Origin of the sequence: Phytoactinopolyspora halophila (assembly GCF_003287285.1) — a bacterium.
Classification (GTDB): Bacteria; Actinomycetota; Actinomycetes; order Jiangellales; family Jiangellaceae; genus Phytoactinopolyspora_A; species Phytoactinopolyspora_A halophila.
This window is the reverse complement of record NZ_QMIG01000034.1, coordinates 23,145-44,514: the sequence shown is the minus strand read 5'-3', so window position 1 is coordinate 44,514 and position 21,370 is coordinate 23,145. Positions and strand designations below refer to the sequence as shown.

The following is a 21,370-nucleotide window of genomic DNA, read 5'->3' as shown; positions in this document are numbered from 1 at the left end:
CCACGCACACACAAAGAAGGCCACCCCGAAGGATGGCCTCCCCGCTGAGATCCGAAGACCCGGCTGAGTTGGGACACCGACGGTACGCCGCTGGCCGTCAAGCGGTCGTACGATCTTTAAAACATGATCCACATGTGCTCTGACCTGCTGGCGCGGCCGGAAGGATTCGAACCCTCAACCTTCTGATCCGTAGTCAGATGCTCTATCCGTTGAGCTACGGCCGCAGGACCCTGACGGACCAATCAATGAGTGTACCGGCCAAAGGCGGCTGAGCGGAAATCGGTTCTGGATCCGCGCTACGCGGGCCAGCTTGGCGCCCACGATCTGGTACGGACCACACCGCGATTATGGTGAGGTGAGGTACGGACCAGTGTCCGTTTTGTTCGCAAATTGACCCCTGCATGTGAGCCTCTTCACCCCAGATAATGTTCCACGAGCTGAGATGCGGCCTTACGGTCGGAAGTATCCCGTGAATTTCCGCCCGCTCCCGAATGGCCTGGACGGGCGATGTTCGCCGTTCACACCGTCGGCCGCATGCCGGACGGCAACACGAGAAGAGGGTGATTCGACCGCCATGACAGCCATCGCCGATCACCACGTTTCCCACGACTTCGACGACGCACCGACCTCACACCCGCGACTGCTCGCGTGGGTCCGCGAGGTCGCTGAACTCACCCAGCCCGATCGCATCCACTGGTGCGACGGATCCGACGCCGAATGGAACACGCTCACGATCGAACTCGTCGAGGCCGGGACGCTCGTCCCACTGGATCCAGCGAAGAAACCCAACTCGTTCTGGGCCCGCACCGATCCCACCGACGTTGCCCGCGTCGAGGAACGCACGTTCATCTGCTCCGTTGACGAGGCCGACGCGGGGCCGACGAACAACTGGCGCGACCCCGCCGAGATGAAGGCCGAGATGTCCGAGCTCTACCGGGGCAGCATGCGGGGCAGGACGATGTACGTCGTCCCCTTCTGCATGGGGCCGGTCGACGCGCCCAATCCCATGTTCGGCGTGGAGATCACCGATTCCGCTTATGTCGTCGTCTCGATGCGCATCATGGCTCGCATGGGTGCGCACGTTCTCGCCGCCATGGGAACGACGGCCGACTTCGTGCCGTGCTTGCACTCCGTCGGAGCGCCCCTCGAACCCGGGCAGGACGACGTGCCGTGGCCGTGCAACCAGACCAAGTACATCACCCACTTTCCCGAGGAGCGGATGATCTGGTCATACGGCTCCGGCTACGGCGGCAACTCGCTGCTCGGCAAGAAGTGCTACTCGCTCCGGATCGCCAGCGCCATCGCTCGCGACGAGGGCTGGCTCGCCGAGCACATGCTGATCTTGAAGCTCACCTCGCCACAGGGTGCGGTCCACTACGTCGCGGCCGCGTTCCCCTCCGCATGCGGCAAAACCAACCTCGCCATGCTCGAACCGACCATCCCCGGCTGGAAGGTCGAGACACTCGGCGATGACATCGCCTGGATGCATTTTGGCGACGACGGCCGCCTCTACGCGCTCAATCCCGAGTACGGCCTGTTTGGCGTCGCCCCCGGCACCGGATGGGACACCAACCCGAACGCGATGCGAACGATCGAGCGCGGGCACAGCGTGTTCACCAACGTCGCCCTCACCGACGACGGCGACATCTGGTGGGAGGGCATGACCGACCAGCCGCCGGCACATCTCACCGACTGGAAGGGCCGGGACTGGACACCCGACTCTGACGAGCCCTCGGCGCATCCGAATTCGCGGTTCTGCACCCCCATCACGCAATGCCCCATCCTCGCGCCCGAGTATGAGAATCCACGCGGCGTGCCGATCTCGGCAATTCTGTTCGGTGGCCGTCGTGCCACGACGATCCCGCTGGTCACCGAAGCCCGAGATTGGACCCACGGCGTGTTCATGGGCGCTACGTTGTCCTCGGAGACCACGGCGGCGGCCGCAGGGAAGGTCGGTGTCGTGCGGCGCGATCCCATGGCCATGTTGCCCTTCATGGGCTATCACGGTGGTGATTACCTCGGTCACTGGATCTCGGTCGGCAAGGATGCTGACGCCGCGAAGCTGCCGAAGTTCTTCTACGTCAACTGGTTCCGCCGCGACGACGACGGACGCATTCTCTGGCCCGGATTCGGGGAGAACGGCCGCGTCCTCAAGTGGATCGTCGAACGGCTGGAGGGCACCGCCGAGGCCACCGACACGCCGATCGGGCGCGTACCCACCCCGGAGTCGGTCGACATCAGCGGACTCGACCTCAATCGCGAGGAGCTCGAGGCGTGCTTGCGCGTCGACCCCGAGGAATGGCGAGCGGAGGTGCCCGGCATCACCGAGTGGTTCGAGAAGTTCGGCGACAAGCTGCCCACGTCATTGTGGACCGAGCTCGATGGCTTGAAGGCCCGCCTCGGTATGAAGTAAGGCTCAGGCGCACGACGTAGCTCGTCGGCACCGGGCCAAGCGCTCGCGCCGGTCACGACGCGTGGTCGACGCGAGCGCTTGGTCCGGCAAGTGAGAGAGTGGCCACCGAGCTCTCCAGCTACGACGTGCAGGCGTCGAACCAGATGCCGACGTGCACGGCGTGCCGTTCCTGACCCAGGTGACGTCCGGCCGGTATGACGAGGTCACCATCCGGATGAGCAATGTCCAGGCCGAAGGCGTCCAGCTGCGCGACGTGGAACTGATCTCGTCCCACGTCACCGCTTCGCTGTCGACGCTCGTGGATGGTTCGGGGTCCATCCGGGCAGGTCGCATAGAGGGCACTGCTGTTGTCAGCTACGCCACCGTGGCCTCCCTGACCGGCGTCGACAGACTCGAGCTGTCCGCCGCCGACGGCGACACCGTGGATATTCTCCTGCCTGTGGATGTGATGGGAGCGCCCGCCACGCTCACCGGAACCGGAAGCGTCACCGTGGACCAGCACTTCCGTTCAACTGCGCGTCGACGAGGTCAGTGCGAACGACACGCAGGATCTGCCGGCAGACGCGGAAAGACAGGTCCAACAGCAAGCTGATCAGGTAGCCCAGACCGTTTCCGTCGACGTACCGCTGCCGGAACTCCCTACGGGCTCACCATCGAATCGGCACGTCCTGCCGCTTTCGGTATCGTCGTCGTGCTCGGCGCACGGAACGTGCCCCTGTCTCGCTGATGTCCTCCCACCCGGCGCGGCGAATGCCATGCGCTCCGCACACCGGCCGATACCGGCACGATCTTGTCGATGAGACTCCGCGACAGGCTCTCCACGGACCTTTCGGGTGCCACGGCCCCGCACCGGCCAGGGCGGCGAAAGCCCTGGCCGGGTTGGCGGAGGCGGCGGGATTTGAACCCGCGAGAGGGGTAAACCTCAACCCGCTTAGCAGGCGGGCGCCCTAGGCCACTAGGCGACGCCTCCCCACCGCAATGATACGGCGCAGTAAGGCTACCCGGACGGGCCTCGAGAGGGCAAAGTCGTAGTCATGGAACTCAATCGAGGACCCTGGAAGGACCGTCAGGAAGCTGGCCGCGAGCTCGGCAAGGCCGTGCGGGCCACCATCACGGGCGCCATCGACCCTGCATCGGGCCCGCCACCGCCGCCGGACCGAACCCAGGTACCGCTCGTGCTCGGTCTGCCTCGCGGAGGCGTGGTGGTCGCTGCCGAGGTCGCCGACGTGACCGGCGGAGAGCTCGACGTGCTGGTCGTGCGCAAGGCTGGAGTTCCATGGCATCGTGAACTTGCCATCGGCGCGGTGACGGCATCGGGCATCCGTGTCGAGAATCCCGAGGTCGTCGAACGCGCGGGGCTACGCGACGAAGATCTCGACGCCGCGTTCCGCGATGCCGAACAGGAAGCACGCGTCCGGGAGCAGGACCTACGTGAGGGTCGAGCTGCTCCGCATGTCGCAGACCGTACGATCATCGTGGTCGACGACGGCGTGGCGACGGGCGCGACGGCGCTGGCGGCGGCGCAACTGCTGAAGCAGACACGCCCGGCCCCGGAACGAGTTGTCCTGGCCGTTCCGGTAGCACCACCGGATACGGCGCGGCGGCTGGCGGATCATGTCGACGACCTCGTCGTGCTGGCCCAGCCCGAGCTCTTCGCCGCGGTGGGCGAATGGTTCGTCGACTTCCGGCAGGTGAGCGATGATCACGTACGAGCGCTCCTGGCCGGTCACCGGCAATAGGGCTCCGGTGCTTGCTACGACACCCCGTTTATCATGGCAACCTTTTGGATGGTTCGATCGTCATAGAGGTTGAGGGGCATGGTCACTGCCCCTCAACGGGCATGTCGTGTGCCCTTAAACTGGCATGCGGCCCGAGGACTGTCATCCGAAGAAAGGCATGAGCCGTGGAACGAGCCGGACGACCCCGAGGGGGAGGGGCTCGCCGCGCACGGCTGGAGTCACGCCGGCGGCAGCGCAAGCAACGGTACGGGTGGTTTCTCGGGATGACCGCACTCGGCACCCTGGTGCCAGGCACCGGATTGATCGTGGCTGGCAGGCGCCGAATCGGCGGATTCTTGCTGTTCCTGTTCATCATGGCTGTGGCCATCGCGCTCGCCGCGGTCGCCCTGGTGCCCACGCAACGCCTGCTCTCCTACGGCGGCGATCGTCAGATGTTGTTGATCGTCGGCTCCGGCTTGGCAGCAGCGGCCATGATATGGCTCATCGTCGCGCTGGTTACGCACCGCCTCCTCGAACCAGATGGACTACCGGCCGGTAAACGGTTCGGAGGTGCGCTTCTGGTCATCACCACCGCGTCCCTTGCCATCGCTCCCCTGTCCCTCGCGGCCAACAACGTCCTGACGCAGCGCGACCTGATCGGCGCTCTCTCCGGGGGACGCAGCCACACCACTCCAGAGATCGCCAACGTCCAGGACCCGTGGGCCGACATGTCGCGGCTCAACCTGCTGCTTCTCGGCAGTGACGCCGGCGACGGCCGAGATGGGGTCCGGCCGGACACGCTCATCGTGGCCAGCGTTGATACCGAGACCGGTGACACCACGACGATCTCGATCCCGCGCAATCTCCAGAGGTTCCCGTTTCCCCCTGACAGTCCTCTCGCGGAACAGTATCCGCAGGGATTCACCGGTGCGGGAGAGCAAACCGAGTGGATGATCAACGCCGTCTTCCGCAACGTTCCCGCCGCGCATCCCGAGGTCTTCGAGGATGTCGACAACCCCGGGGCCGATGCCACCAAGTGGGCCGTGGAAGGTGCGCTCGGTATCGACATCGACTATTTCGCCATCGTGAACCTCGACGGTTTCCAGGCCATCGTCGATGCGCTGGGAGGGGTTACGCTCGACGTGCCCCGTGACATCCCCGTCGGCAACCGGGAGCTCCCCGGGCGACAGGGCTGCACCGAAGCGCGCGACTACATCCGCGCCGGCGACGACCAGCACCTGAACGGGGCGCAGGCGCTGTGGTTTGCGCGTTCCCGGTGCGGCTCGGACGATTACGACCGCATGGCGCGGCAGCAATGCGTACTCGGCGCGATCGTCGACAAGGTTGACCCCGCGACCGTTGTGACGAAATACCAGAGCCTCGCCTCCGCGACACGGGACCTCATCCAGACCGACATCCCTGAAGACCTCTTTCCCCCATTGATCGAGCTCGCCGTCGACGTCCAGAACGCCACCTTGGAGAGCCTCACCCTCGATCGGAAATTCTTCGAGGCGATGGGTGGCGCCACACCCGCGAATCCCGACTACGACGAGCTGCACACGCGCATCGCCCAGATCCTCGAACCGGCCGGCGACAAGGAGGACGAGGCCGGCGATCACGTCACCGACACCGCTCCTGCCGACCCGAGCGGCCCGCCGAACGGCGAATCGGGCGATGGCACCGAGGAGAGTACCCACGATGACACCGGCTCGGAGGACGGAGATGCGACCACGGGCACGGCGCAGAACGCGGAGACCCAGCCAGACGAGCCCGAGACCGATCCCGACGAGGATCAAGCCGACGACGAACCGGTCGAGACCGATGCCGTCTGCTGAGCAGGAATCGAACGTATGACACGAGCTCGCGAACCGCACCGCGGGCGGCAACCTCGAACCGAGTCACGCCGGCGGCGGCAGCAGGCCCGCCGATATCGCCGTTTCCTCGCGCAGACGGCTTTCGGGACGCTGCTTCCCGGTGTGGGTCTCATCGCCGCCGGGAAACGACGCACGGGCGGGTTCCTCGTCACCGTGCTCGTCTTGGCGATCATCGCAGCGCTGGGAGCCTTCGTCGTCCTGCCCCGCGAGCAGCTCATCTCCTACGGCGGCGATCGCCAGATGTTGCTCCTCCTCGGAGCCGGCCTGGTCACCGTCGCAGCCATATGGCTGCTCATCGCGCTCGTCAGCCACCGCCTCCTCGAACCTCGGGGGCTGAGCGCCGGCAAACGGTTCGCGGGAGCGCTGGTGGTCGTCGCCGTGGCATCGCTCGTCGTCGCCCCGCTCTCCATGGCCGGCTACCACGCGTTTACCCAGCGCGATCTGATCGAGTCCATCTCGGGGGGCCGCAGCCACACGACACCCGACATCGAGGACGACGCGGACCCCTGGGCGGATATCGACCGGCTCAACCTCCTGCTGCTCGGCGGCGACGCCGGCGAGGGGCGGAAAGGACTCCGCCCGGACACCATCATCGTGGCCAGCGTGGACACCGAGACCGGCGACACCACGATGATCGGCGTCCCGCGCAACTTGCAGCACCCTCCTTTCGCCGACGACAGCCCGCTCGCCGAGATCTATCCGCACGGTTTCGACGGCCCGGACCCAGATCCGCAAATGTGGATGATCAACGCGGTTTATCGCCACGTGCCGGACCTGCACCCGGAACTGTTCGAGGACGTGGACAACCCGGGAGCGGACGCCACCAAGTGGGCCGTGGAAGGGACGCTCGGTATCGACGTCGACTACTTCGTCTCCGTCAACATGGAGGGTTTCCAACGGCTCGTCGACGCCGTGGGCGGCGTCACCGTCGACGTTCCCCGCGACATCCCCATCGGCAACAAGACACGCAAGAACGGACCCGGATGTACGCAACCCCGGGACTACATCCTCGCCGGTGATGATCAAAAGCTCGACGGGGCGCAGGCGCTCTGGTTCGCCCGCTCTAGGTGTGGCGCCAGCGACTACGACCGTATGGCCCGTCAGCAGTGCCTGCTCGGTGCCATGGCCGAACAGACCAAGCCGTCCACGGTGTTCACGCAATACCAGAGCATCGCCTCGGCCACCGAGGACATCATCCAGTCCGACATCCCCGAGGATCTCTTTCCCGCGCTGATCGAGCTGGGCCTCAAGGTCCGGGACAGTTCGATCACGAGCCTCACCATCGACAACGAGTTCTTCCGGGAGTTCGGGATGAGCTCGTCCAACCCGGACTACGAAGTGATTCACAACGAGGTCGCGGAGATTCTCGCACCGGACGGCGGCACCCCGAACAACACCGAGGACTCCCGAGACACGCAGGACGCGCAGGGCGACAGCGCCAACGACACCGGAACCGGCGGGGACGACGCGGAACAGCCGGGCGCCGACGACCCGACCGGCGGGTCACCGGACGAGGGCGGCGACCACTCCGGTGACACGGATCAGGGTGAGACCGGCGAGGAGACCGAGCCCCCGGACCCGGACGAGCCCGTCGATCCCGAATCGGCCTGCTGACCACTATTGGCCTGCCGACCACTCATGTGTCCGGGCTCGACCGTTCCTGCTCGCCATCCGAGCCCGGTTGCGCGCCGCCCGTGCCGGTGGATTCGGCTGCCGCCGTACCGAACGGCGTGTAGCCGCGATCCTGGTTGAGCCTCTTGCGCAGCTCCCGGGCAAGCTCGCGCGCACTCACGTCGAGCATGTCGGTCCGGATGACACTCTGCCGGCTGCCGGCGAGGTCGACGGACACCACCGCACCGTCGGCTTGAACCCTGCGCACGTCCCGCCACGCCGCACGACGCACCCCGGCACCGGGTCCGGTGGCATTGGCGAACCCGTCGTCGTCCATCACGAACCGGGTTCGCCACCCGGCGACGCGGACGATTCCGGTGCCGAGGAGCACGATCCCGGCCATCGCCAGCAGGCCGAGAACCGTCCACACCGCGATCGCGGGCACGCCGCCGACACTCGCGGCGAGCGCCAGAACGGCCCCGATCAGCGCGAGTCCCAGGCATATGATCCCGATGCCGATGCCGCGCACGCCCAGCGTCGCGGGCGCCCTATACACAGTTCGACTCACGGCAACCACTCTCACACGCGGGTGATCCGGCCCCAGCATCCAGGCTCGGTTTCCGGCCTGGGCAAGCGGGCAGCTATGCCGGCTGAGCCGTGTCGTCGTGACGACGTTCACGGATGGTCTCGACCACCTTGCACAGCGGGCAGATGTCCAGACCGTTGCGCCAGGTCCAGCCGTTCATCCGGGCGCGCAGATCTTGTGCCGCGGTACCGAAATCGCCGATGTCGCCGCAGTAGTCACAGATGATCGCGACCTGTGCACTCATGATGTCCCCTGCTCACTTTCCCGTGGCGCTGCTATGTCTTCTGATCGGTCTGATCAGCTCATGGCAGACATACCCATAATGCCACCAGCATGCCCGCACGTCGCGACGACTGCTATCGGCTCCGGTTCATCAGCTCGCGTTCACTGGCGCCCGCACGGTGCCGGGCTCCACCGCTGGCCGCCGTGACCGCTCCTCGTGCTGGGCGAACCCGACCACGGTCACCATCAGCACGAGCAAGCCCAACCACTGGGTCCACGTCTGGGTCTCGCCCAGGATCACGACACCCACGACGGCAGCGGTGATCGGGAACGCCAGCTCGGCGAGCGTCGCGCGGGCAGCAGGAGTGCTCCGCAGGCCCCGGTAGTACAGCGACAACGCGACGAGACCCGGCACCAGGGACAGCCCGATGACCGTCGGCCACGCTTGCACGGGAGGCACGACGTCGTTGCCGGTTCCGAGGACGAAGAGCAACGACGTCGGCAGCCCGATGGCGAACCGCAACGCGGTGAGATCGTTCGGGGTGAAACGGCCGGAGAGGTAGCGGCCCGCAACCGTTCCGCCACCCCATAACGCGGCCGCTCCGACGGCGAGGAGTGCAGCCGCGGCACCGGAGATCGTCACGCCCAGTGGATCGGCGAAGGCGAGCAGCCAGGTACTGATCAACGCGATGACCAGGAACCCGCCATAACGTGGCCGAAGCCGTTCACCGAGCAGGAGTGCGGCCGCCAGCGCTACCAGGATCGGCTGCAGCTTCTGCAACGCCACCGGTGTGATCGGGCCGCCGTACCGGAAGGCCATCGTGAACAGCATGGTGGCTGCCGCCGACGCTCCGGCTCCGATGAAGAGCAACGCCCACCATTCCCGTAGCCGCAGGCCACGCACCTTGCGCAGGGCGGGCAACAACCACGGCAGGGTGATCGCCACCAGCACCAGATGCTCGCCGACGACGATGGTGCTGCTGGCGACATCGACGGTCAGAGGCAGCCGGAAGAGGGCATCGGTGCCCCAGAGCGCGGAGCCGAGGGCGACCAGCCAGATCCCGGCGAACCGCGGTCGCCTGATGGAGGAGCCTGCCCGGCTCGTGCCGGTCATCGGATGGTCCACGGGGCCATTCGCATCCATGTGCGGACACAACACGACCCGGCGTCCGGATCATCCCCGGCCGCGGCGCGACGTGCGCCACATCCTCCTGATTCGCCCCGGAAATGGCACCTCAGCGACCGAGCTGACCGCGGCGCCGCTGCTCTCGCAGCCGCCTGCGCTGGGAAGGATCGAGCATCATGTAGCCCGCTGCCGGGATACCGATGATGGCCACCAGCGCCAGGAGCTTCAGCCACCCGGGGAGCAGAAGGAAGATGAGAACGCCGACGGCAATGCCTCCGACGACGACAGGGGTGCTCTTCGCCATGATCCTTCCTCTCCCGCTCGCCTCATCGACGCCGCGCGAGCGTGGTCGCCTTCATATGGTCATGTCGCCATGGTCAACGCGTCCAGTCTATGCGTCTGTGCCAGAATGAGGTTCCGACGATGCCACCGTCACCAGCGGGAGGTTGGTGCCGTGCAGATCATCGCACGATCCTGTAGCTCCATCCGCCACTCTGCTAGCGTCGAGTCCCTATGAAGGTCGCTGTCGTACGTGAGCTCTGGGAGCACGAACGGCGCGTGGCCATGGTTCCCGATCTGGTCGGCAAGCTGACCGGCGCCGGGCTCGACGTCGTCGTGGAATCGGGCGCCGGAGAACCGGCACTCCATTCCGACGAGGAGTACACGGCCGCCGGAGCGAGCATCGCCCAGGGGTCCGCGCTCGACGACGCCGACATCGTCTTCTCCGTCCAGCCCCTCGGCCCCGACCGGATCGCTGCCCTCAAGCCCGGTGCTATCACGGTGTCGTTCCTTCCCCTGGACGAACGCGAGACCATCCGGGCTGCGCGGGACGCCGGAGTGACGGCGTTCTCCGTCGAGCTCGTCCCGCGCATCTCGCGCGCGCAGTCCATGGACGCACTGACGTCGCAAGCGCTGGTCGCCGGCTACCACGCCGTGCTCACCGCTGCCGAACGGCTGCCCCGATTCTTCCCGCTCTCGATGACCGCCGCCGGAACCATTCCACCGGCCGAGGTCCTGGTGCTCGGTGCCGGCGTGGCCGGGTTGCAGGCGATCGCCACCGCGCGCCGGCTGGGCGCACGCGTGCAGGCGTACGACGTCCGCGCGGCCGCCGCCGACGAGATCCGCAGCCTCGGCGCTCGCTTCGTGGAGCTCGACCTGCCCACGCTGGACGGTACGGGGGGATACGCGCGGGAGATGACCGAGGAACGGGCCCAGCAGCAGCGCGACTTGCTCGCCCCGTACGTCACCGGCTCCGACGTCCTCATCACCACCGCCGCCGTACCCGGCCGGACCGCACCGTTGCTCGTCGAGCGATCCACCGTGGAACGGATGAAGCCGGGCAGCGTCGTCGTCGACATCGCAGCCGAGACGGGCGGCAACGTCGAGGGCAGCATCCCCGGCGAGGAGATCAACGTCGGTGGCGCCCTGCTGTGTGGCGGCCGCAACGTCCCGAGCCAGGTTCCCGTCCACGCCAGCCGCCTGTACGCGTCCAACCTGGTCAACTTGCTACTGCTCATGACACACGAGGGCGACGTCTCCGTCGATCTCGACGACGAGATCATCGCCGGGGTGTGTGTGACCCACGACGGCACGGTGCGCAACTCGCATGCCCGCGAGCTCCTGGGGGAGGCAGACTGATGGATCCTCAGATCGCTCTCCTGACCATCTTCATTCTGGCGATCTTCACTGGATACGAGGTCGTGTCCAAGGTGTCGTCCACACTGCACACACCCTTGATGTCCGGTGCCAACGCCATTCACGGGATCATCCTCGTCGGCGCCGTTCTCGTCACCGGGAACGCGGACGGAGCCGCCGAGCTCACGGTCGGGGTCATCGCCACCGTCCTCGCCACCCTGAACCTCGTGGGCGGTTTCGTCGTGACGGATCGGATGCTGGAGATGTTCAAGGTCAAGAAGGCTCCCGCCGCGAACAGCACCGCGGGCTCGGACGATGCGAAACGGTCGGGAGGCGGAGCGTGATACCAACCTGGGCGCAGCTGGCCTACCTCGCCGCCGCAGTGTGCTTCGTGCTCGCCCTCAAGGGGCTGTCCTCGCCGAAGACCGCTCGTGCCGGGAATCTCCTGGGTTCCGTGGCCGCGCTGGCGGCGATGATCATCACGTTCGTTGTCTATGACTTGGACAATTTCGGCTGGATCCTCGGAGCCATCGTCGTCGGCTGTGCCATCGGCATTCCGGCCGCCCGGCTCGTCGCGATGACCGCCATGCCCCAGCTCGTGGCCCTGTTCAACGGGGTCGGCGGCGGCGCGGCGGGGCTCGTCGCCTACCTGGAGCTCGCTGACGCCGAGACAATCTTCCCGCTGGCGGCGGCCGTGCTCACCGTTCCGGTGGGCGCGATCGCCTTCAGCGGTTCGGTGGTGACCTTCCTCAAGCTCCAGGAGTTGATCACTACCCGCCCGGTCACGCCACCCGGCGGGCCGATCTTTTTCAGCATCGGGCTCGTTGCCGCGCTCGTCTTGGCCGGTCTCCTCTATGCGGGCGACGGCACGGACGTCTGGCTCGGTGCGATCCTGGGCGCGATCGCCCTCGTCGTCGGTGTCCTGCTCGTCCTTCCCGTCGGGGGCGCGGACGTGCCGGTCGCCATTTCCCTGCTCAACGCCGCCACCGGTCTCGCCGTCGCTGCCGGGGGTTACGTGCTCGGCAATGCGCTCTTGCTCATCGGCGGTACTCTCGTCGGCGCCAGCGGTACTATCCTCACCCGCTTGATGGCCCAGGCCATGGGACGCTCGGTCAGCTCCATCCTGTTCGGCGCCTTCCGCGGCGGCTCCACCGCCGGAGGGGGCGTCGTGGCCGACCGGCCGGTCCGCTCCGCCGGAGTCGACGACATCGCGATCATGCTGGCTTATGCCCAGAAAGTCTTGATCGTCCCCGGGTACGGTCTCGCTGTCGCGCAGGCCCAGCACACCATCCACGAGCTCGCGGAGCATCTGGAGAGCCGGGGAATCGAGGTCGACTACGCCATCCATGCCGTCGCGGGCCGCATGCCGGGTCACATGAACGTGCTCCTCGCCGAGGCGAACGTCCCTTACCAGAAGCTGCTGGAGATGGAGACCGCCAACGGCCAGCTGCGCAACACCGATGTCGCGCTCGTCGTCGGCGCCAACGACGTCGTCAATCCGGCGGCTCGCAACTCGCCCGGATCACCGATCTACGGGATGCCGATCCTGGACGTCGATCAGGCCCGGGCCGTCGTGTTCCTGAAACGCTCGATGCGGCCGGGCTTCGCGGGGATCGAGAACGAGCTGCTCTACGACCCCAAGACCACCCTGCTCTTCGGCGACGCCAAGGAGTCGCTCACGGGGCTCGTCTCGGCCGTGAAGGCCCTGTAGTACTCGCTGCCGAAGCGGACGCGGGATCGCTTCGCTAGTCGGCCAGCCCGTAGAGACGGTCCCCGGCATCACCGAGACCCGGAACGATGTATCCCTTGTCGTTGAGCCGTTCGTCGACGGCCGCGGTCACGACGGTAAAGGGGACGTCGAGGTGCCCCGTCTCGTTTTCGACGCGGCGAAGGCCCTCCGGTGCCGCCAGCAGGCAGACGGCGGTGATGTGGTCCGCTCCACGTTCGATCAGGTAACGCACCGCCGCTGCGAGGGTCCCGCCGGTCGCCAGCATCGGATCCAGCACGTAACACTGGCGGCCGGTGAGGTCGTCGGGAACGCGATCGGCATACGTCGTCGCCTGCAGCGTCTGCTCGTCCCGGATCATTCCCAGAAACCCCACCTCCGCGGTCGGCAGCAACCGGGTCATGCCGTCGAGCATGCCGAGACCGGCGCGCAGGATCGGCACGACGATGGGCTTCGGGGAGGACAGCTTCACCCCGTGGGCCGGACCCACCGGCGTCTCCAGTTCGATCTCGTCGACGCGGGCATCACGGGTCGCTTCGTATGCCAGCAACGTCACGAGCTCGTCGGTCAGCCGCCGGAATGTGGGCGAGTTCGTGTGCTTGTCACGAAGCGCCGACAGCTTGTGGGCAATGAGGGGATGGTCTACGGCGAGCAGGCGCATGGCCACAGCATGACATGGAGCGCGCACGGCGCCACACTGGCCAAGCGCTAGGCTGCGACACATGTCCCCGTCCGACCGTCCGCGCTCGCCGGCACCACCGCTGAGCCCGGCACTCGTGCGCCGCTACACACCTGCGATGCAGGCCGCGCTCACCGAAGCACGTCACGCGCAGGCATCCGGGGACGTTCCCGTGGGAGCCGTCGTGCTCGGCAACGACGACGGCGTACTCGCACGCGCGCATAACTGCCGTGAGATCGATCACGATCCGACAGCCCACGCGGAGATCGTCGCGCTTCGCGCTGCCGCGTCGGCGCAGAATTCGTGGCACCTCGACGGGGCCACCGTCGTCGTCACGCTCGAACCGTGCGCCATGTGCGCCGGCGCACTCGTTCTCGCCCGTGTCGCACGCGTCGTCTACGGGACGCCCGATCCGAAGGCGGGCGCGGCCGGATCCCTCTGGGACCTGCTCCGGGATCGCCGATTGAACCATCGCCCCGAGGTGATCGGTGGCGTGCTCGCCGACTCGTGCGCCACGATCTTGGACGAGTTCTTCGATGCGCAGCGAGATCACGAAAGCCAGTAACCGGATTTCGTCACAGGGCGAGGTCTCCGGTAACCTCATTCGCGGTAGCGTGTCCGAGTGGCCTAAGGAGCACGCCTCGAAAGCGTGTGAGGGGGCGACTCCTCCGTGGGTTCGAATCCCACCGCTACCGCCATGGCGAAGCGGCCCGTCCCGATGTGGGTACACGTAGGGACGGGCCGTCGTCGTCCGGGCATGTCACGTCGTGGCGAGCCGCCCCGATTTGGCTCGCCCGCGCCCCTCCGGCGTCGAGCCATGGCACCCTAGGCTACGCGGGGAAGGGGGCAGCAGGTGGACGTAGCATCGCTCAACGTCTTCCTGCTCGCCGGTGCCCTCGTCCTGGTGGCGGCCGTACTCGCCGTCCGGGTCAGCGTACGGTTCGGCCTGCCCACGCTTGTCATCTACCTGTTGATCGGTGTGGCACTCGGCGAGGCAGGGCTCGGCGTGCAGTTCAACGACCCGCACGTGGCGCAGTCACTCGCGTACGCCGCGCTTGTGGTCATCCTCGCCGAGGGTGGCTTGACCACGCGTTGGCGCGATCTTCGACCATCGCTGGGCGCCGGGCTGTCCCTGGCCACCGTCGGAGTCGGTATCAGTACGGCCATCATCGCCGCGGCCGGCCATTTCATCTTCGGACTCGACTGGGTTCTTGCCCTCCTCCTCGGCGCGGTGTTCGCCCCCACCGACGCCGCCGCGGTGTTCTCCACGCTGCGCAGGGTTCCGCTCACCCGGCGAATGTCGACCATCCTGGAAGCCGAGTCCGGGCTCAACGACGCCCCGACGATCGTCGTCGTCGTGCTCGTCAGCACCGGCCAGGTCGCCGACTACGGAGTCCCCCTCGCCGGGCTGATGGTCCTCTATCAGCTCGTCGCAGGCGCGGCGATCGGCCTCGCGCTCGGCTGGCTCGGATCGATCATCCTGCACCGGGTGGCGTTGCCGGCACCGGGGCTGTACCCGATCATGACCATGACGATCACCATCCTGGCCTACGCAACCGGCGCCATCGCGCAGGCCAGCGGGTTCGCCGCCGTCTACGTCGCCGCGCTCGTCCTCGGCAACTCGCGGTTGGAGCATCGCGCGGCCACGCGCTCGTTCGTCGAAGGGATGGCCCTGCTGGCGCAGATCGGGCTGTTCGTCATGCTCGGTCTCCTGGCGTCACCAGCGCGGATGCCAGAGGCCTTCGTCGCGGCTCTGGTTGCCGGTACGGCTCTCACCTTCGTGGCACGGCCCATCGCGGTCTGGGTCTCCACGGTGGCGTTCCGGCTGCGGTTCACCGAACAGCTATTCCTCTCGTGGGCCGGGCTTCGCGGCGCGATCCCCGTCGTTCTGGCCACGATCCCGCTCGCACAGGGAGTCGACGGGGCCAACTGGCTCTTCGCCGTCGTGTTCATCGTCGCCGTGGTCTTCACCCTCCTCCAGGCTCCGATCCTGCCCTGGCTGGCCGACCGGCTCGGCGTCTCCGCCAGTGTCGACACCCACGACGCCGAGTTGGAGTCCGCACCGCTCGAACGCATCGACGCGGATCTCATCCAGGTGCGGATTCCGCCCCACTCGAGGCTGCACGGCGTCACCGTCAGCGAGCTGCGGCTGCCCGCGGAGACCACCGTGCCGCTGCTGGTTCGCGGGGAACAGATCGCGGTTCCAGACGATCTCACGCCGTTACGCAGTGGCGACGAGTTGCTCATCGTCGCACCGAAGGGCACGCGTGAGGCAACGGAGCGGCGGCTGCGCGCCGTAGGGCGGGGAGGTCGTCTCGCGGGATGGTTCGGCGAGCATGGGCGCTAGCTCGCGCACGTGTCGATCGTGGCATCCGGATCGGGCTGATCGGCCAGCCCGTCGAACGCCTCTCCCAGGACCAGGTCGACGGTCTCGTCTGCCTGCTCGTCGGACAGCACCTCCGCACCCGGCACGACGGCCGCCACGACGCCCGCGGCGTCGTGCTGATCTGGATGCGTACGCACCTCCGCCGGGCCTTCGATGGCACGTTCCAGGGGATCGTTGGCCACGTTCATGATGACGAAACCACGACTACCCATCTCGTCCGCCACCCGGCGAGCGAGGCCGCGTTCGTCGGTGGAGTTGTAAACGTTGAGCTCGATCGCGTCTGGAGCGGGAGCCTCCGACGGGACCACTTCCACGCAGGCCACGCTGGCCTCCGTGGCAACGTCGTCGTCCTCGGACGGAATGACGTTGTTCCAGCTGTACCAGGCAGCACCGACGACGAAGACCACGAGCACGACCAGCGTGACCGCGGTCCGCACGTGCCGCCACGTGTGCCGCGGTGCCAGTTCATAGTCCGCCGGTGGTTCTTCGGGCTCCATCACTTCTCCGCATCCGCCCGCCGCGTTTGCTTGCTCTCGTCGAGACCTGAGCAGGTCATGGCCTCACGCGGCGAGCCTATCTGGTACGGACGACCAAGGAGCGTCACCCTGTGCGCAGCCGACATCGTGTCGCGCACCGGGGCGGCTCGTCTCTCAATCCAGCAGCAGAACCCGCGCGTGGATGACGGGGCGTTGCTGTAACGCCGCACGTAACGCCCGATGCAGGCCATCTTCCAGGTAGTACTCGCCCTTCCATTCGACGACGTGAGGAAAGAGATCCCCGAAGAATGTCGAGTCGGTGGCCAGCAATGTTTCCAGATCGAGAGTTCTCTTCACCGTGACGAGCTCGTCGAGACGAACCGGGCGTGGCGCAAGCTCCGCCCACATGCTCAGGGTGGTGCCGTGGTCAGGGTACGGCCGACCGTCGCCCACACGCTTGAAGATCACCCCGGGTAGTTTATAAACCTCGTCCGGGCTGATGAAGGGCGACCCGCCGTCTGACCTTAGACCCGCGACCTCTTGACCGCGATGAGACGGCGCCGTCACCACCGGCATCGTCACTCAGGGCGCAAACCCGACGCTGGCGTCGCACTCCGGCGGGCATAATTCTCAGATAATTAATTTCGTACGGTACGTAATAAAGTATGCTACGGTGCCGCCTACGGCGGGTGCGGTTGCGCCCCTTTTTTCGTGGAGAGGAGTACAGCCATGCCGGAGAAGACCTCGCCTCGGACCGTGGCGCCGACCGGACGTGGTGGCAAGGCCGTGAGCAGACGCGCGATGCTCGTCGGTTCTGGCGTCGGCGCGTTGGGACTCGCGTTCGGCGGGCGGCTGCACGCCGTCGCCGGGGGAGAATCCGACAGATTCGCCATGGTCACCGATGTCCACATCAATGCCGAGGAGCCAGAACGCACTGCCGACCTCGAACGGATTATGCGCCACATCGAGGACCGGAATCCGGCCTTCGTGCTCAACTGCGGGGACGTGACCGACCTCGGCCTCGCCGAAGAATTCGAGCACTACCTCTCCGCCATTCCCTCCGGCCTGAAATCGCGCATGCGAGCGGTGCCGGGAAACCACGAGCAGCAATGGCTCGTGGACGCCTTCGAGAGCTACGACCACTACCTCGGCCGCACTCGTTACAGTTTCAACGCCGCCGGCTTCCACGTCGTCGGGCTCGATCCCCTGGTGATGCAAGAGTGGGGCTGGTACTTCGACCGAGAACTGCTGGACTGGCTCGAGCGTGACCTCAAGCACGCACCCAAAGACGTACCGATCCTCCTCTTCCTGCACTTCCCCCTGGGAAACGACTGGAATTACGTGCACAATGACGACGAACTGTTGCGTGTCATCGGGCCGTACCCCGTGCGCGGGATCTTCACTGGGCACGCCCACATCACGCGCATTTCTGCCTACAACGGCGCCACCGAGGTACTGGGCAACTCTCTCAAGTCCGGTCCGTACTACTACTGGGCCGAACGCACGACCGGGAGCGAGGGCCCGGTTTTGGAGATTACCGAGGTCACGGTTCCGGCAGAGGGCGACGCGCGGCACGAGCTGCTCGGCACCGTGCCCCTGAGCGAGCCGGGACCGGGTGGCGCGCTCGGCCCGCTCAAGACGAAGGCGACCGTGCACGACTCCGAGGTCGAGATTCGGGTAGACCTCCCGAACGACGGGTCCGCCGACGAGGTGCTCGCCCGGCCCCACTCGTACCAGTACGGCGGGATCGACGACGAGTGGACGTCGCTGGACCAGACCTCCGGCCGGCGCTGGACCGGGCGCGTGGATGCGGCGCATCTGCCTCCGGGCCCACACAAGATCCAGGTGCGCGCCGTCGGCGCCGACGGCGCGGTCTTCGACGACACCGTGCCCTTCGAACTGCCGTCCTCCGGAACGCGGGTGAACTGGACCACCCAGCTCAACGGGCGCGTGCAGGGAGCACTGGCGAGGCACGACGACCTCGTCGTCGCGGCGACGACCGAAGGATACGTCGCCGGATTCCTACCCACCGCACGGGCAAAGCGCCCCCGGTGGCGCACCCGGATCGGCCCGGTATACAAGGGGCCGGTGTTCACGCCAGACGGAGCCCAGATCCTGGTCCCGTCCGCCGACCACCACCTGTACGCGCTGGACCCGTCCAGGGGAACGACACAGTGGTCCACCAGCGTGGGTGCGCCGATCGCGAGTGACGTGAGCATCGCCGAGGTCGACGGCCACCCCCGTGCCTTCGTCGCAGCCGGGACAGACCTGTTCTGTCTCGACCTCGACGGTCAGATCCTGTGGAGCGCCGACATGGGCGGGATCGTCGCTGGGCGAGCGGCCTGCGACGGGCAACGCGTCTACATGGGCAGCGGGAACGGCTACGCGTACGCGTTCGACGCCGGCACCGGTGAGCAGCTGTGGTCGACCCAGCTAACCGACCGGGACACCACGTACGGGCAGGTCCTCTACGGACCGTGGGCGTGCCACGTCCTGCTGCTACCCGACGGCGCCCCCATGTTCACGACCTTCACCAACGCACACGCTCTAGACGCCGCGACCGGCGAACGGCGGTGGGACGGACCGGGCGACGAGCTCGGCCTGCTGCAGCTCCTCTACACCCCTCCCACGCTCACCGAGCACGGGATCCTCCTCGTCGACGGGTTCAACGGGACGGTACACCTGCTTGACCCGGACTCGGGTGAGCAGACGTGGGAAGCGGAGGCACTTCCCCGCAACTTCGGCGCGGCGCCGGTACCCAGCCCGGATGAGGATTCGGTGTACTGGCTGGTGGGCCAGAGCGGACTGCTCGTGCGCATCGACCTCGCGAACCGGGAGGTCAACCAGGCACTCCAGGTGATGCCGGTCTTCACCCAATCAACGTCCGTGGTACTGGGCTCGGGATCGGAGCAAGTACTCGTCGTGGGTGGCCAGGACGGTCGACTCCGCGGGGTGGTCGGGCTCCACGCCTGACCGTTCGCGGCCATCGATGGCCGCGAACGGCGCGGCGCCAACGACGTATCGGCCGTCACCCGCGATGGGCACGCACCGTCACCGCGACACGTGCGAACTGTTCCCTGCTCGCCGGATCCAGTCCCAGCTCGGAGCAGACCTGGGCGGTCGCGGACCGCAGGGAAAGCTCCGGTTCCGTACCGGTGTCAACCGTGGAGACAGCCCGGTCGAAACGGTCGATGGCCGCGATGCTTTCGTCCAGCGCGCGCGCCATCATCTGCCCACGGAGGACGGGCTCGCCAGAACCGTCGGCCCCCACGTAGGGATGACTCATGCACACTACGTGGGGGCCGAGGTCGCGCAGGCGGTCCAGGGAGGCCCGGTAGGACGTGGCGTCGCGGTACATCGGTGGAGATCCAACATCCCCGCCATACCGTTCAATGGCATCGCCGCTGAACAGCACGCCGATCTCGGGGACGTGAATACACGCCGAACCGGCGGTGTGACCGGGCGTGTGGATAACGCGGAGCGTCAGGCCGCCGAGATCTACCGTGTCTCCATCAAAGACCCACCGGTCGGGTCCCGTGTCCGGGGCGACCGTCTCGTGAAGGAACCGGCTGCGCTCGGCGAATGCGGTTCGCTCGCCCAATTCAGCGAGAGTGGAGGCGGGATCGCACTCATGGCGCAGATGTTCGGCCGGATCACGCATCAGCCAGGCATCATCCGGATGTGCCAGAACCTCCAACGACGACCCTGCCACTGCCCGCAGGTCGGCGTTGCCACCGATATGATCGGGATGTCCATGACTGTTGAGGACGACGTCGATATCCGCCGGCACGATCCCCAGATTCTCGAGCGCGGCAACGATGCGAGGCGCGGAGATTCGCGCTACACCACTGTCGATGAGCGCGACACGCTCTCCCCGCACCACGTAGACGTGGACGACCCCGTTCACGAATGGAACGGGAATGCCCCAGACGGCGTGCGGGACGACGCTAACTAGAGACATCGCAGCGAACAATCGACGCCCGCTTCAGAAGCATCTCGCTGCACCGGACGGCCGCGCTCATGCCGGCACCGGGAAGCGCGCGGGTACCGGTAGCTGCGGATCGCCGACCGGCGACATGGGCAGCGACGCACCACCGCCGCGCTCCATGATGTCGAGCGCCAGCCGGGCTCGCCGCACTCGCTCGCGCGCCGTCTCCGTGGCGGACGCGCGCAAGTGCCCACCCGCCGGGTAGATCGCGGGAGCATTCCGTAGCCCGAATTTGAGATAGATGGGCGAACTCACCCGGATCAGTTCGGCGGCATCGTAGAGCCGGACGATGCCGCCGGCATCGTCCGGCGACTCGAGATAGAAGTCGATGGCCACCGGGCACGCCGCCCGTAACTCGGCTACCTGTGCGACGGTGAGATCGCTCGGCACATTGATCGAATCGGCCCCGAGCCCCGCCACAACAATGACGGATGCCGGGTTGACCGGACCGGCGAGGATACTGACCTTGAATCGCATATCCTGCGGCAACTCGGACTGCTCCCGAAGCTGGTGGCACGCCCACAGGACGCCTTCGTCCGCGACCAACACGTTACGCACACCGAGTTCGGCGGCGCGCACGACGTCTTCCAGACACTGACCGAGTTGATCGCGGCCACGGGCACGCGGGCCGGATCCGCCGGAGGCGGACGTCACGGCGGCACCGATATCCCAAATACCGCGTGGCCCCAGGAACAAGGACAACTCGGCGCCCCCGTCCTGGGCCACGGCCACCATGTCCTTGATCTCGGCATCATCCAACATCATGACGCCGCTGCCCTGACTGACCCGGTGCACCGGAACGCCTCGCTCACGGCTCTCCTCCAGCACGGCGCGGAGTGGTTCCGGCCCCTCGACTGATGGAATCTCCACCCGCCATGCACCCCCGTCCGGAAATCGGCCTTCGGACGTGGTGGACCGGGGCTGTGTGAC

General features: G+C 66.9%; 20 protein-coding genes and 3 tRNA genes. 12 read left to right on the top strand and 11 right to left on the bottom strand.

Going from position 1 to position 21,370, the window contains the following annotated elements; translation table 11 throughout:
- Window positions 1–148: 148 nt before the first annotated feature.
- Window positions 149–224: transfer RNA gene (locus DPM12_RS20220), tRNA-Arg, on the bottom strand.
- 350 nt (window positions 225–574) lie between these two features.
- Here DPM12_RS20220 and DPM12_RS20215 point away from each other — a divergent pair.
- A complete protein-coding gene (locus DPM12_RS20215; protein WP_112260164.1) occupies window positions 575–2,413 on the top strand; it encodes a phosphoenolpyruvate carboxykinase (GTP) in 1,839 nt (612 codons plus the stop codon).
- 151 nt (window positions 2,414–2,564) lie between these two features.
- On the top strand, window positions 2,565–3,005 hold the full coding sequence (locus tag DPM12_RS24550) for an LmeA family phospholipid-binding protein (protein WP_112260163.1): 441 nt from the start codon (window positions 2,565–2,567) through the stop codon (window positions 3,003–3,005).
- A gap of 288 nt (window positions 3,006–3,293) precedes the next feature.
- Here DPM12_RS24550 and DPM12_RS20205 read toward each other — a convergent pair.
- Window positions 3,294–3,383 (bottom strand) — tRNA-Ser (locus tag DPM12_RS20205).
- Between the two features lie 64 nt (window positions 3,384–3,447).
- Here DPM12_RS20205 and DPM12_RS20200 point away from each other — a divergent pair.
- From DPM12_RS20200 to DPM12_RS20190, 3 genes are all read left to right on the top strand, one after another.
- Window positions 3,448–4,152: a phosphoribosyltransferase gene (locus DPM12_RS20200; RefSeq protein ID WP_112260162.1), complete on the top strand. Its 705-nt coding sequence runs from the start codon at window positions 3,448–3,450 to the stop codon at window positions 4,150–4,152.
- Window positions 4,153–4,415: 263 nt separating this feature from the next.
- The gene (locus tag DPM12_RS20195) at window positions 4,416–5,966 is read left to right on the top strand and encodes an LCP family protein (RefSeq protein WP_112260161.1); all 1,551 of its coding nucleotides are present in this window, start codon (window positions 4,416–4,418) and stop codon (window positions 5,964–5,966) included.
- Window positions 5,967–5,981: 15 nt separating this feature from the next.
- A complete protein-coding gene (locus tag DPM12_RS20190; protein WP_112260160.1) occupies window positions 5,982–7,619 on the top strand; it encodes an LCP family protein in 1,638 nt (545 codons plus the stop codon).
- A 22-nt stretch (window positions 7,620–7,641) separates the two neighbouring features.
- On the opposite strand, the gene DPM12_RS20185 is transcribed toward DPM12_RS20190, so the two are convergent.
- From DPM12_RS20185 to DPM12_RS20170, 4 genes are all read right to left on the bottom strand, one after another.
- Window positions 7,642–8,184 (bottom strand): hypothetical protein, encoded by a 543-nt coding sequence (locus DPM12_RS20185; protein ID WP_123788337.1) that lies wholly within the window; start codon window positions 8,182–8,184, stop codon window positions 7,642–7,644.
- 73 nt (window positions 8,185–8,257) lie between these two features.
- Window positions 8,258–8,446 carry a hypothetical protein gene (locus DPM12_RS20180; RefSeq protein WP_112260158.1) on the bottom strand — a complete coding sequence of 63 codons (189 nt, stop codon included), beginning with the start codon at window positions 8,444–8,446 and terminating at the stop codon, window positions 8,258–8,260.
- Between the two features lie 129 nt (window positions 8,447–8,575).
- Complete coding sequence (locus DPM12_RS20175) at window positions 8,576–9,538, bottom strand: DMT family transporter (RefSeq protein WP_112260168.1); 963 nt, start codon at window positions 9,536–9,538, stop codon at window positions 8,576–8,578.
- Window positions 9,539–9,659: 121 nt separating this feature from the next.
- Window positions 9,660–9,854 (bottom strand): hypothetical protein, encoded by a 195-nt coding sequence (locus DPM12_RS20170; RefSeq protein ID WP_112260157.1) that lies wholly within the window; start codon window positions 9,852–9,854, stop codon window positions 9,660–9,662.
- Window positions 9,855–10,063: 209 nt separating this feature from the next.
- Between DPM12_RS20170 and DPM12_RS20165 the strand changes: the two genes are divergently transcribed.
- Genes DPM12_RS20165 through DPM12_RS20155 form a run of 3 tightly spaced genes read left to right on the top strand, consistent with a single transcriptional unit; the run spans window position 10,064 to window position 12,896 of the window.
- Window positions 10,064–11,188, top strand: a complete 1,125-nt coding sequence (locus tag DPM12_RS20165; RefSeq protein WP_112260156.1) for an NAD(P) transhydrogenase subunit alpha — start codon at window positions 10,064–10,066, stop codon at window positions 11,186–11,188.
- Window positions 11,188–11,529, top strand: a complete 342-nt coding sequence (locus DPM12_RS23690) for an NAD(P) transhydrogenase subunit alpha part 2 (RefSeq protein WP_112260155.1) — start codon at window positions 11,188–11,190, stop codon at window positions 11,527–11,529. The genes DPM12_RS20165 and DPM12_RS23690 overlap by 1 nt, the downstream gene beginning before the upstream one ends.
- Complete coding sequence (locus DPM12_RS20155) at window positions 11,526–12,896, top strand: NAD(P)(+) transhydrogenase (Re/Si-specific) subunit beta (RefSeq protein WP_112260154.1); 1,371 nt, start codon at window positions 11,526–11,528, stop codon at window positions 12,894–12,896. Before DPM12_RS23690 ends, DPM12_RS20155 begins: the two co-directional genes overlap by 4 nt.
- 34 nt (window positions 12,897–12,930) lie before the next feature.
- Here DPM12_RS20155 and upp read toward each other — a convergent pair whose 3' ends face one another.
- On the bottom strand, window positions 12,931–13,572 hold the full coding sequence (upp, locus tag DPM12_RS20150) for a uracil phosphoribosyltransferase (protein WP_112260167.1): 642 nt from the start codon (window positions 13,570–13,572) through the stop codon (window positions 12,931–12,933).
- A 61-nt stretch (window positions 13,573–13,633) separates the two neighbouring features.
- Between upp and tadA the strand changes: the two genes are divergently transcribed.
- The 3 genes from tadA to DPM12_RS20135 all read left to right on the top strand — a co-directional run bounded on the left by tadA (window position 13,634) and on the right by DPM12_RS20135 (window position 15,937).
- Window positions 13,634–14,155: a tRNA adenosine(34) deaminase TadA gene (gene tadA, locus DPM12_RS20145; protein WP_245951327.1), complete on the top strand. Its 522-nt coding sequence runs from the start codon at window positions 13,634–13,636 to the stop codon at window positions 14,153–14,155.
- 43 nt (window positions 14,156–14,198) lie between these two features.
- Window positions 14,199–14,288: transfer RNA gene (locus tag DPM12_RS20140), tRNA-Ser, on the top strand.
- 155 nt (window positions 14,289–14,443) lie between these two features.
- Window positions 14,444–15,937 carry a potassium/proton antiporter gene (locus tag DPM12_RS20135; RefSeq protein WP_112260152.1) on the top strand — a complete coding sequence of 498 codons (1,494 nt, stop codon included), beginning with the start codon at window positions 14,444–14,446 and terminating at the stop codon, window positions 15,935–15,937.
- Here DPM12_RS20135 and DPM12_RS20130 read toward each other — a convergent pair.
- Both DPM12_RS20130 and DPM12_RS20125 read right to left on the bottom strand, forming a co-directional pair.
- Complete coding sequence (locus DPM12_RS20130; RefSeq protein ID WP_123788335.1) at window positions 15,934–16,473, bottom strand: LytR C-terminal domain-containing protein; 540 nt, start codon at window positions 16,471–16,473, stop codon at window positions 15,934–15,936. The two genes, DPM12_RS20135 and DPM12_RS20130, sit on opposite strands and share 4 nt — an antisense overlap.
- 153 nt (window positions 16,474–16,626) lie before the next feature.
- On the bottom strand, window positions 16,627–16,920 hold the full coding sequence (locus DPM12_RS20125) for a type II toxin-antitoxin system VapB family antitoxin (protein ID WP_112260150.1): 294 nt from the start codon (window positions 16,918–16,920) through the stop codon (window positions 16,627–16,629).
- Between the two features lie 261 nt (window positions 16,921–17,181).
- Here DPM12_RS20125 and DPM12_RS20120 point away from each other — a divergent pair, with 261 nt between their 5' ends.
- Window positions 17,182–19,425, top strand: coding sequence for an outer membrane protein assembly factor BamB family protein (locus DPM12_RS20120; protein ID WP_112260149.1), 2,244 nt, complete (start codon window positions 17,182–17,184; stop codon window positions 19,423–19,425).
- A gap of 55 nt (window positions 19,426–19,480) precedes the next feature.
- Here the strand turns inward: DPM12_RS20120 and DPM12_RS20115 are convergent, their stop codons facing one another.
- Window positions 19,481–20,413 (bottom strand): MBL fold metallo-hydrolase, encoded by a 933-nt coding sequence (locus DPM12_RS20115; RefSeq protein WP_112260148.1) that lies wholly within the window; start codon window positions 20,411–20,413, stop codon window positions 19,481–19,483.
- 57 nt (window positions 20,414–20,470) lie between these two features.
- Entirely contained in the window at window positions 20,471–21,310 is an 840-nt protein-coding gene (locus tag DPM12_RS20110; RefSeq protein WP_123788333.1) for a U32 family peptidase, read from the bottom strand.
- Between the last annotated feature and the right edge of the window lie 60 nt (window positions 21,311–21,370).

What these genes read in the sequence shown, in the direction of transcription:
- DPM12_RS20215 (WP_112260164.1), top strand. Translation starts at nt 575, where the DNA reads ATGACAGCCATCGCCGATCACCACGTTTCCCACGACTTCGACGACGCA.
- DPM12_RS20200 (WP_112260162.1), top strand. Translation starts at nt 3,448, where the DNA reads ATGGAACTCAATCGAGGACCCTGGAAGGACCGTCAGGAAGCTGGCCGC.
- DPM12_RS20195 (WP_112260161.1), top strand. Translation starts at nt 4,416, where the DNA reads ATGACCGCACTCGGCACCCTGGTGCCAGGCACCGGATTGATCGTGGCT.
- DPM12_RS20190 (WP_112260160.1), top strand. Translation starts at nt 5,982, where the DNA reads ATGACACGAGCTCGCGAACCGCACCGCGGGCGGCAACCTCGAACCGAG.
- DPM12_RS20180 (WP_112260158.1), bottom strand. Translation starts at nt 8,446, where the DNA reads ATGAGTGCACAGGTCGCGATCATCTGTGACTACTGCGGCGACATCGGC.
- DPM12_RS20175 (WP_112260168.1), bottom strand. Translation starts at nt 9,538, where the DNA reads ATGACCGGCACGAGCCGGGCAGGCTCCTCCATCAGGCGACCGCGGTTC.
- DPM12_RS20170 (WP_112260157.1), bottom strand. Translation starts at nt 9,854, where the DNA reads ATGGCGAAGAGCACCCCTGTCGTCGTCGGAGGCATTGCCGTCGGCGTT.
- DPM12_RS20165 (WP_112260156.1), top strand. Translation starts at nt 10,064, where the DNA reads ATGAAGGTCGCTGTCGTACGTGAGCTCTGGGAGCACGAACGGCGCGTG.
- DPM12_RS23690 (WP_112260155.1), top strand. Translation starts at nt 11,188, where the DNA reads ATGGATCCTCAGATCGCTCTCCTGACCATCTTCATTCTGGCGATCTTC.
- upp (WP_112260167.1), bottom strand. Translation starts at nt 13,572, where the DNA reads ATGCGCCTGCTCGCCGTAGACCATCCCCTCATTGCCCACAAGCTGTCG.
- tadA (WP_245951327.1), top strand. Translation starts at nt 13,634, where the DNA reads ATGTCCCCGTCCGACCGTCCGCGCTCGCCGGCACCACCGCTGAGCCCG.
- DPM12_RS20130 (WP_123788335.1), bottom strand. Translation starts at nt 16,473, where the DNA reads ATGGAGCCCGAAGAACCACCGGCGGACTATGAACTGGCACCGCGGCAC.
- DPM12_RS20120 (WP_112260149.1), top strand. Translation starts at nt 17,182, where the DNA reads ATGCCGGAGAAGACCTCGCCTCGGACCGTGGCGCCGACCGGACGTGGT.
- DPM12_RS20115 (WP_112260148.1), bottom strand. Translation starts at nt 20,413, where the DNA reads ATGTCTCTAGTTAGCGTCGTCCCGCACGCCGTCTGGGGCATTCCCGTT.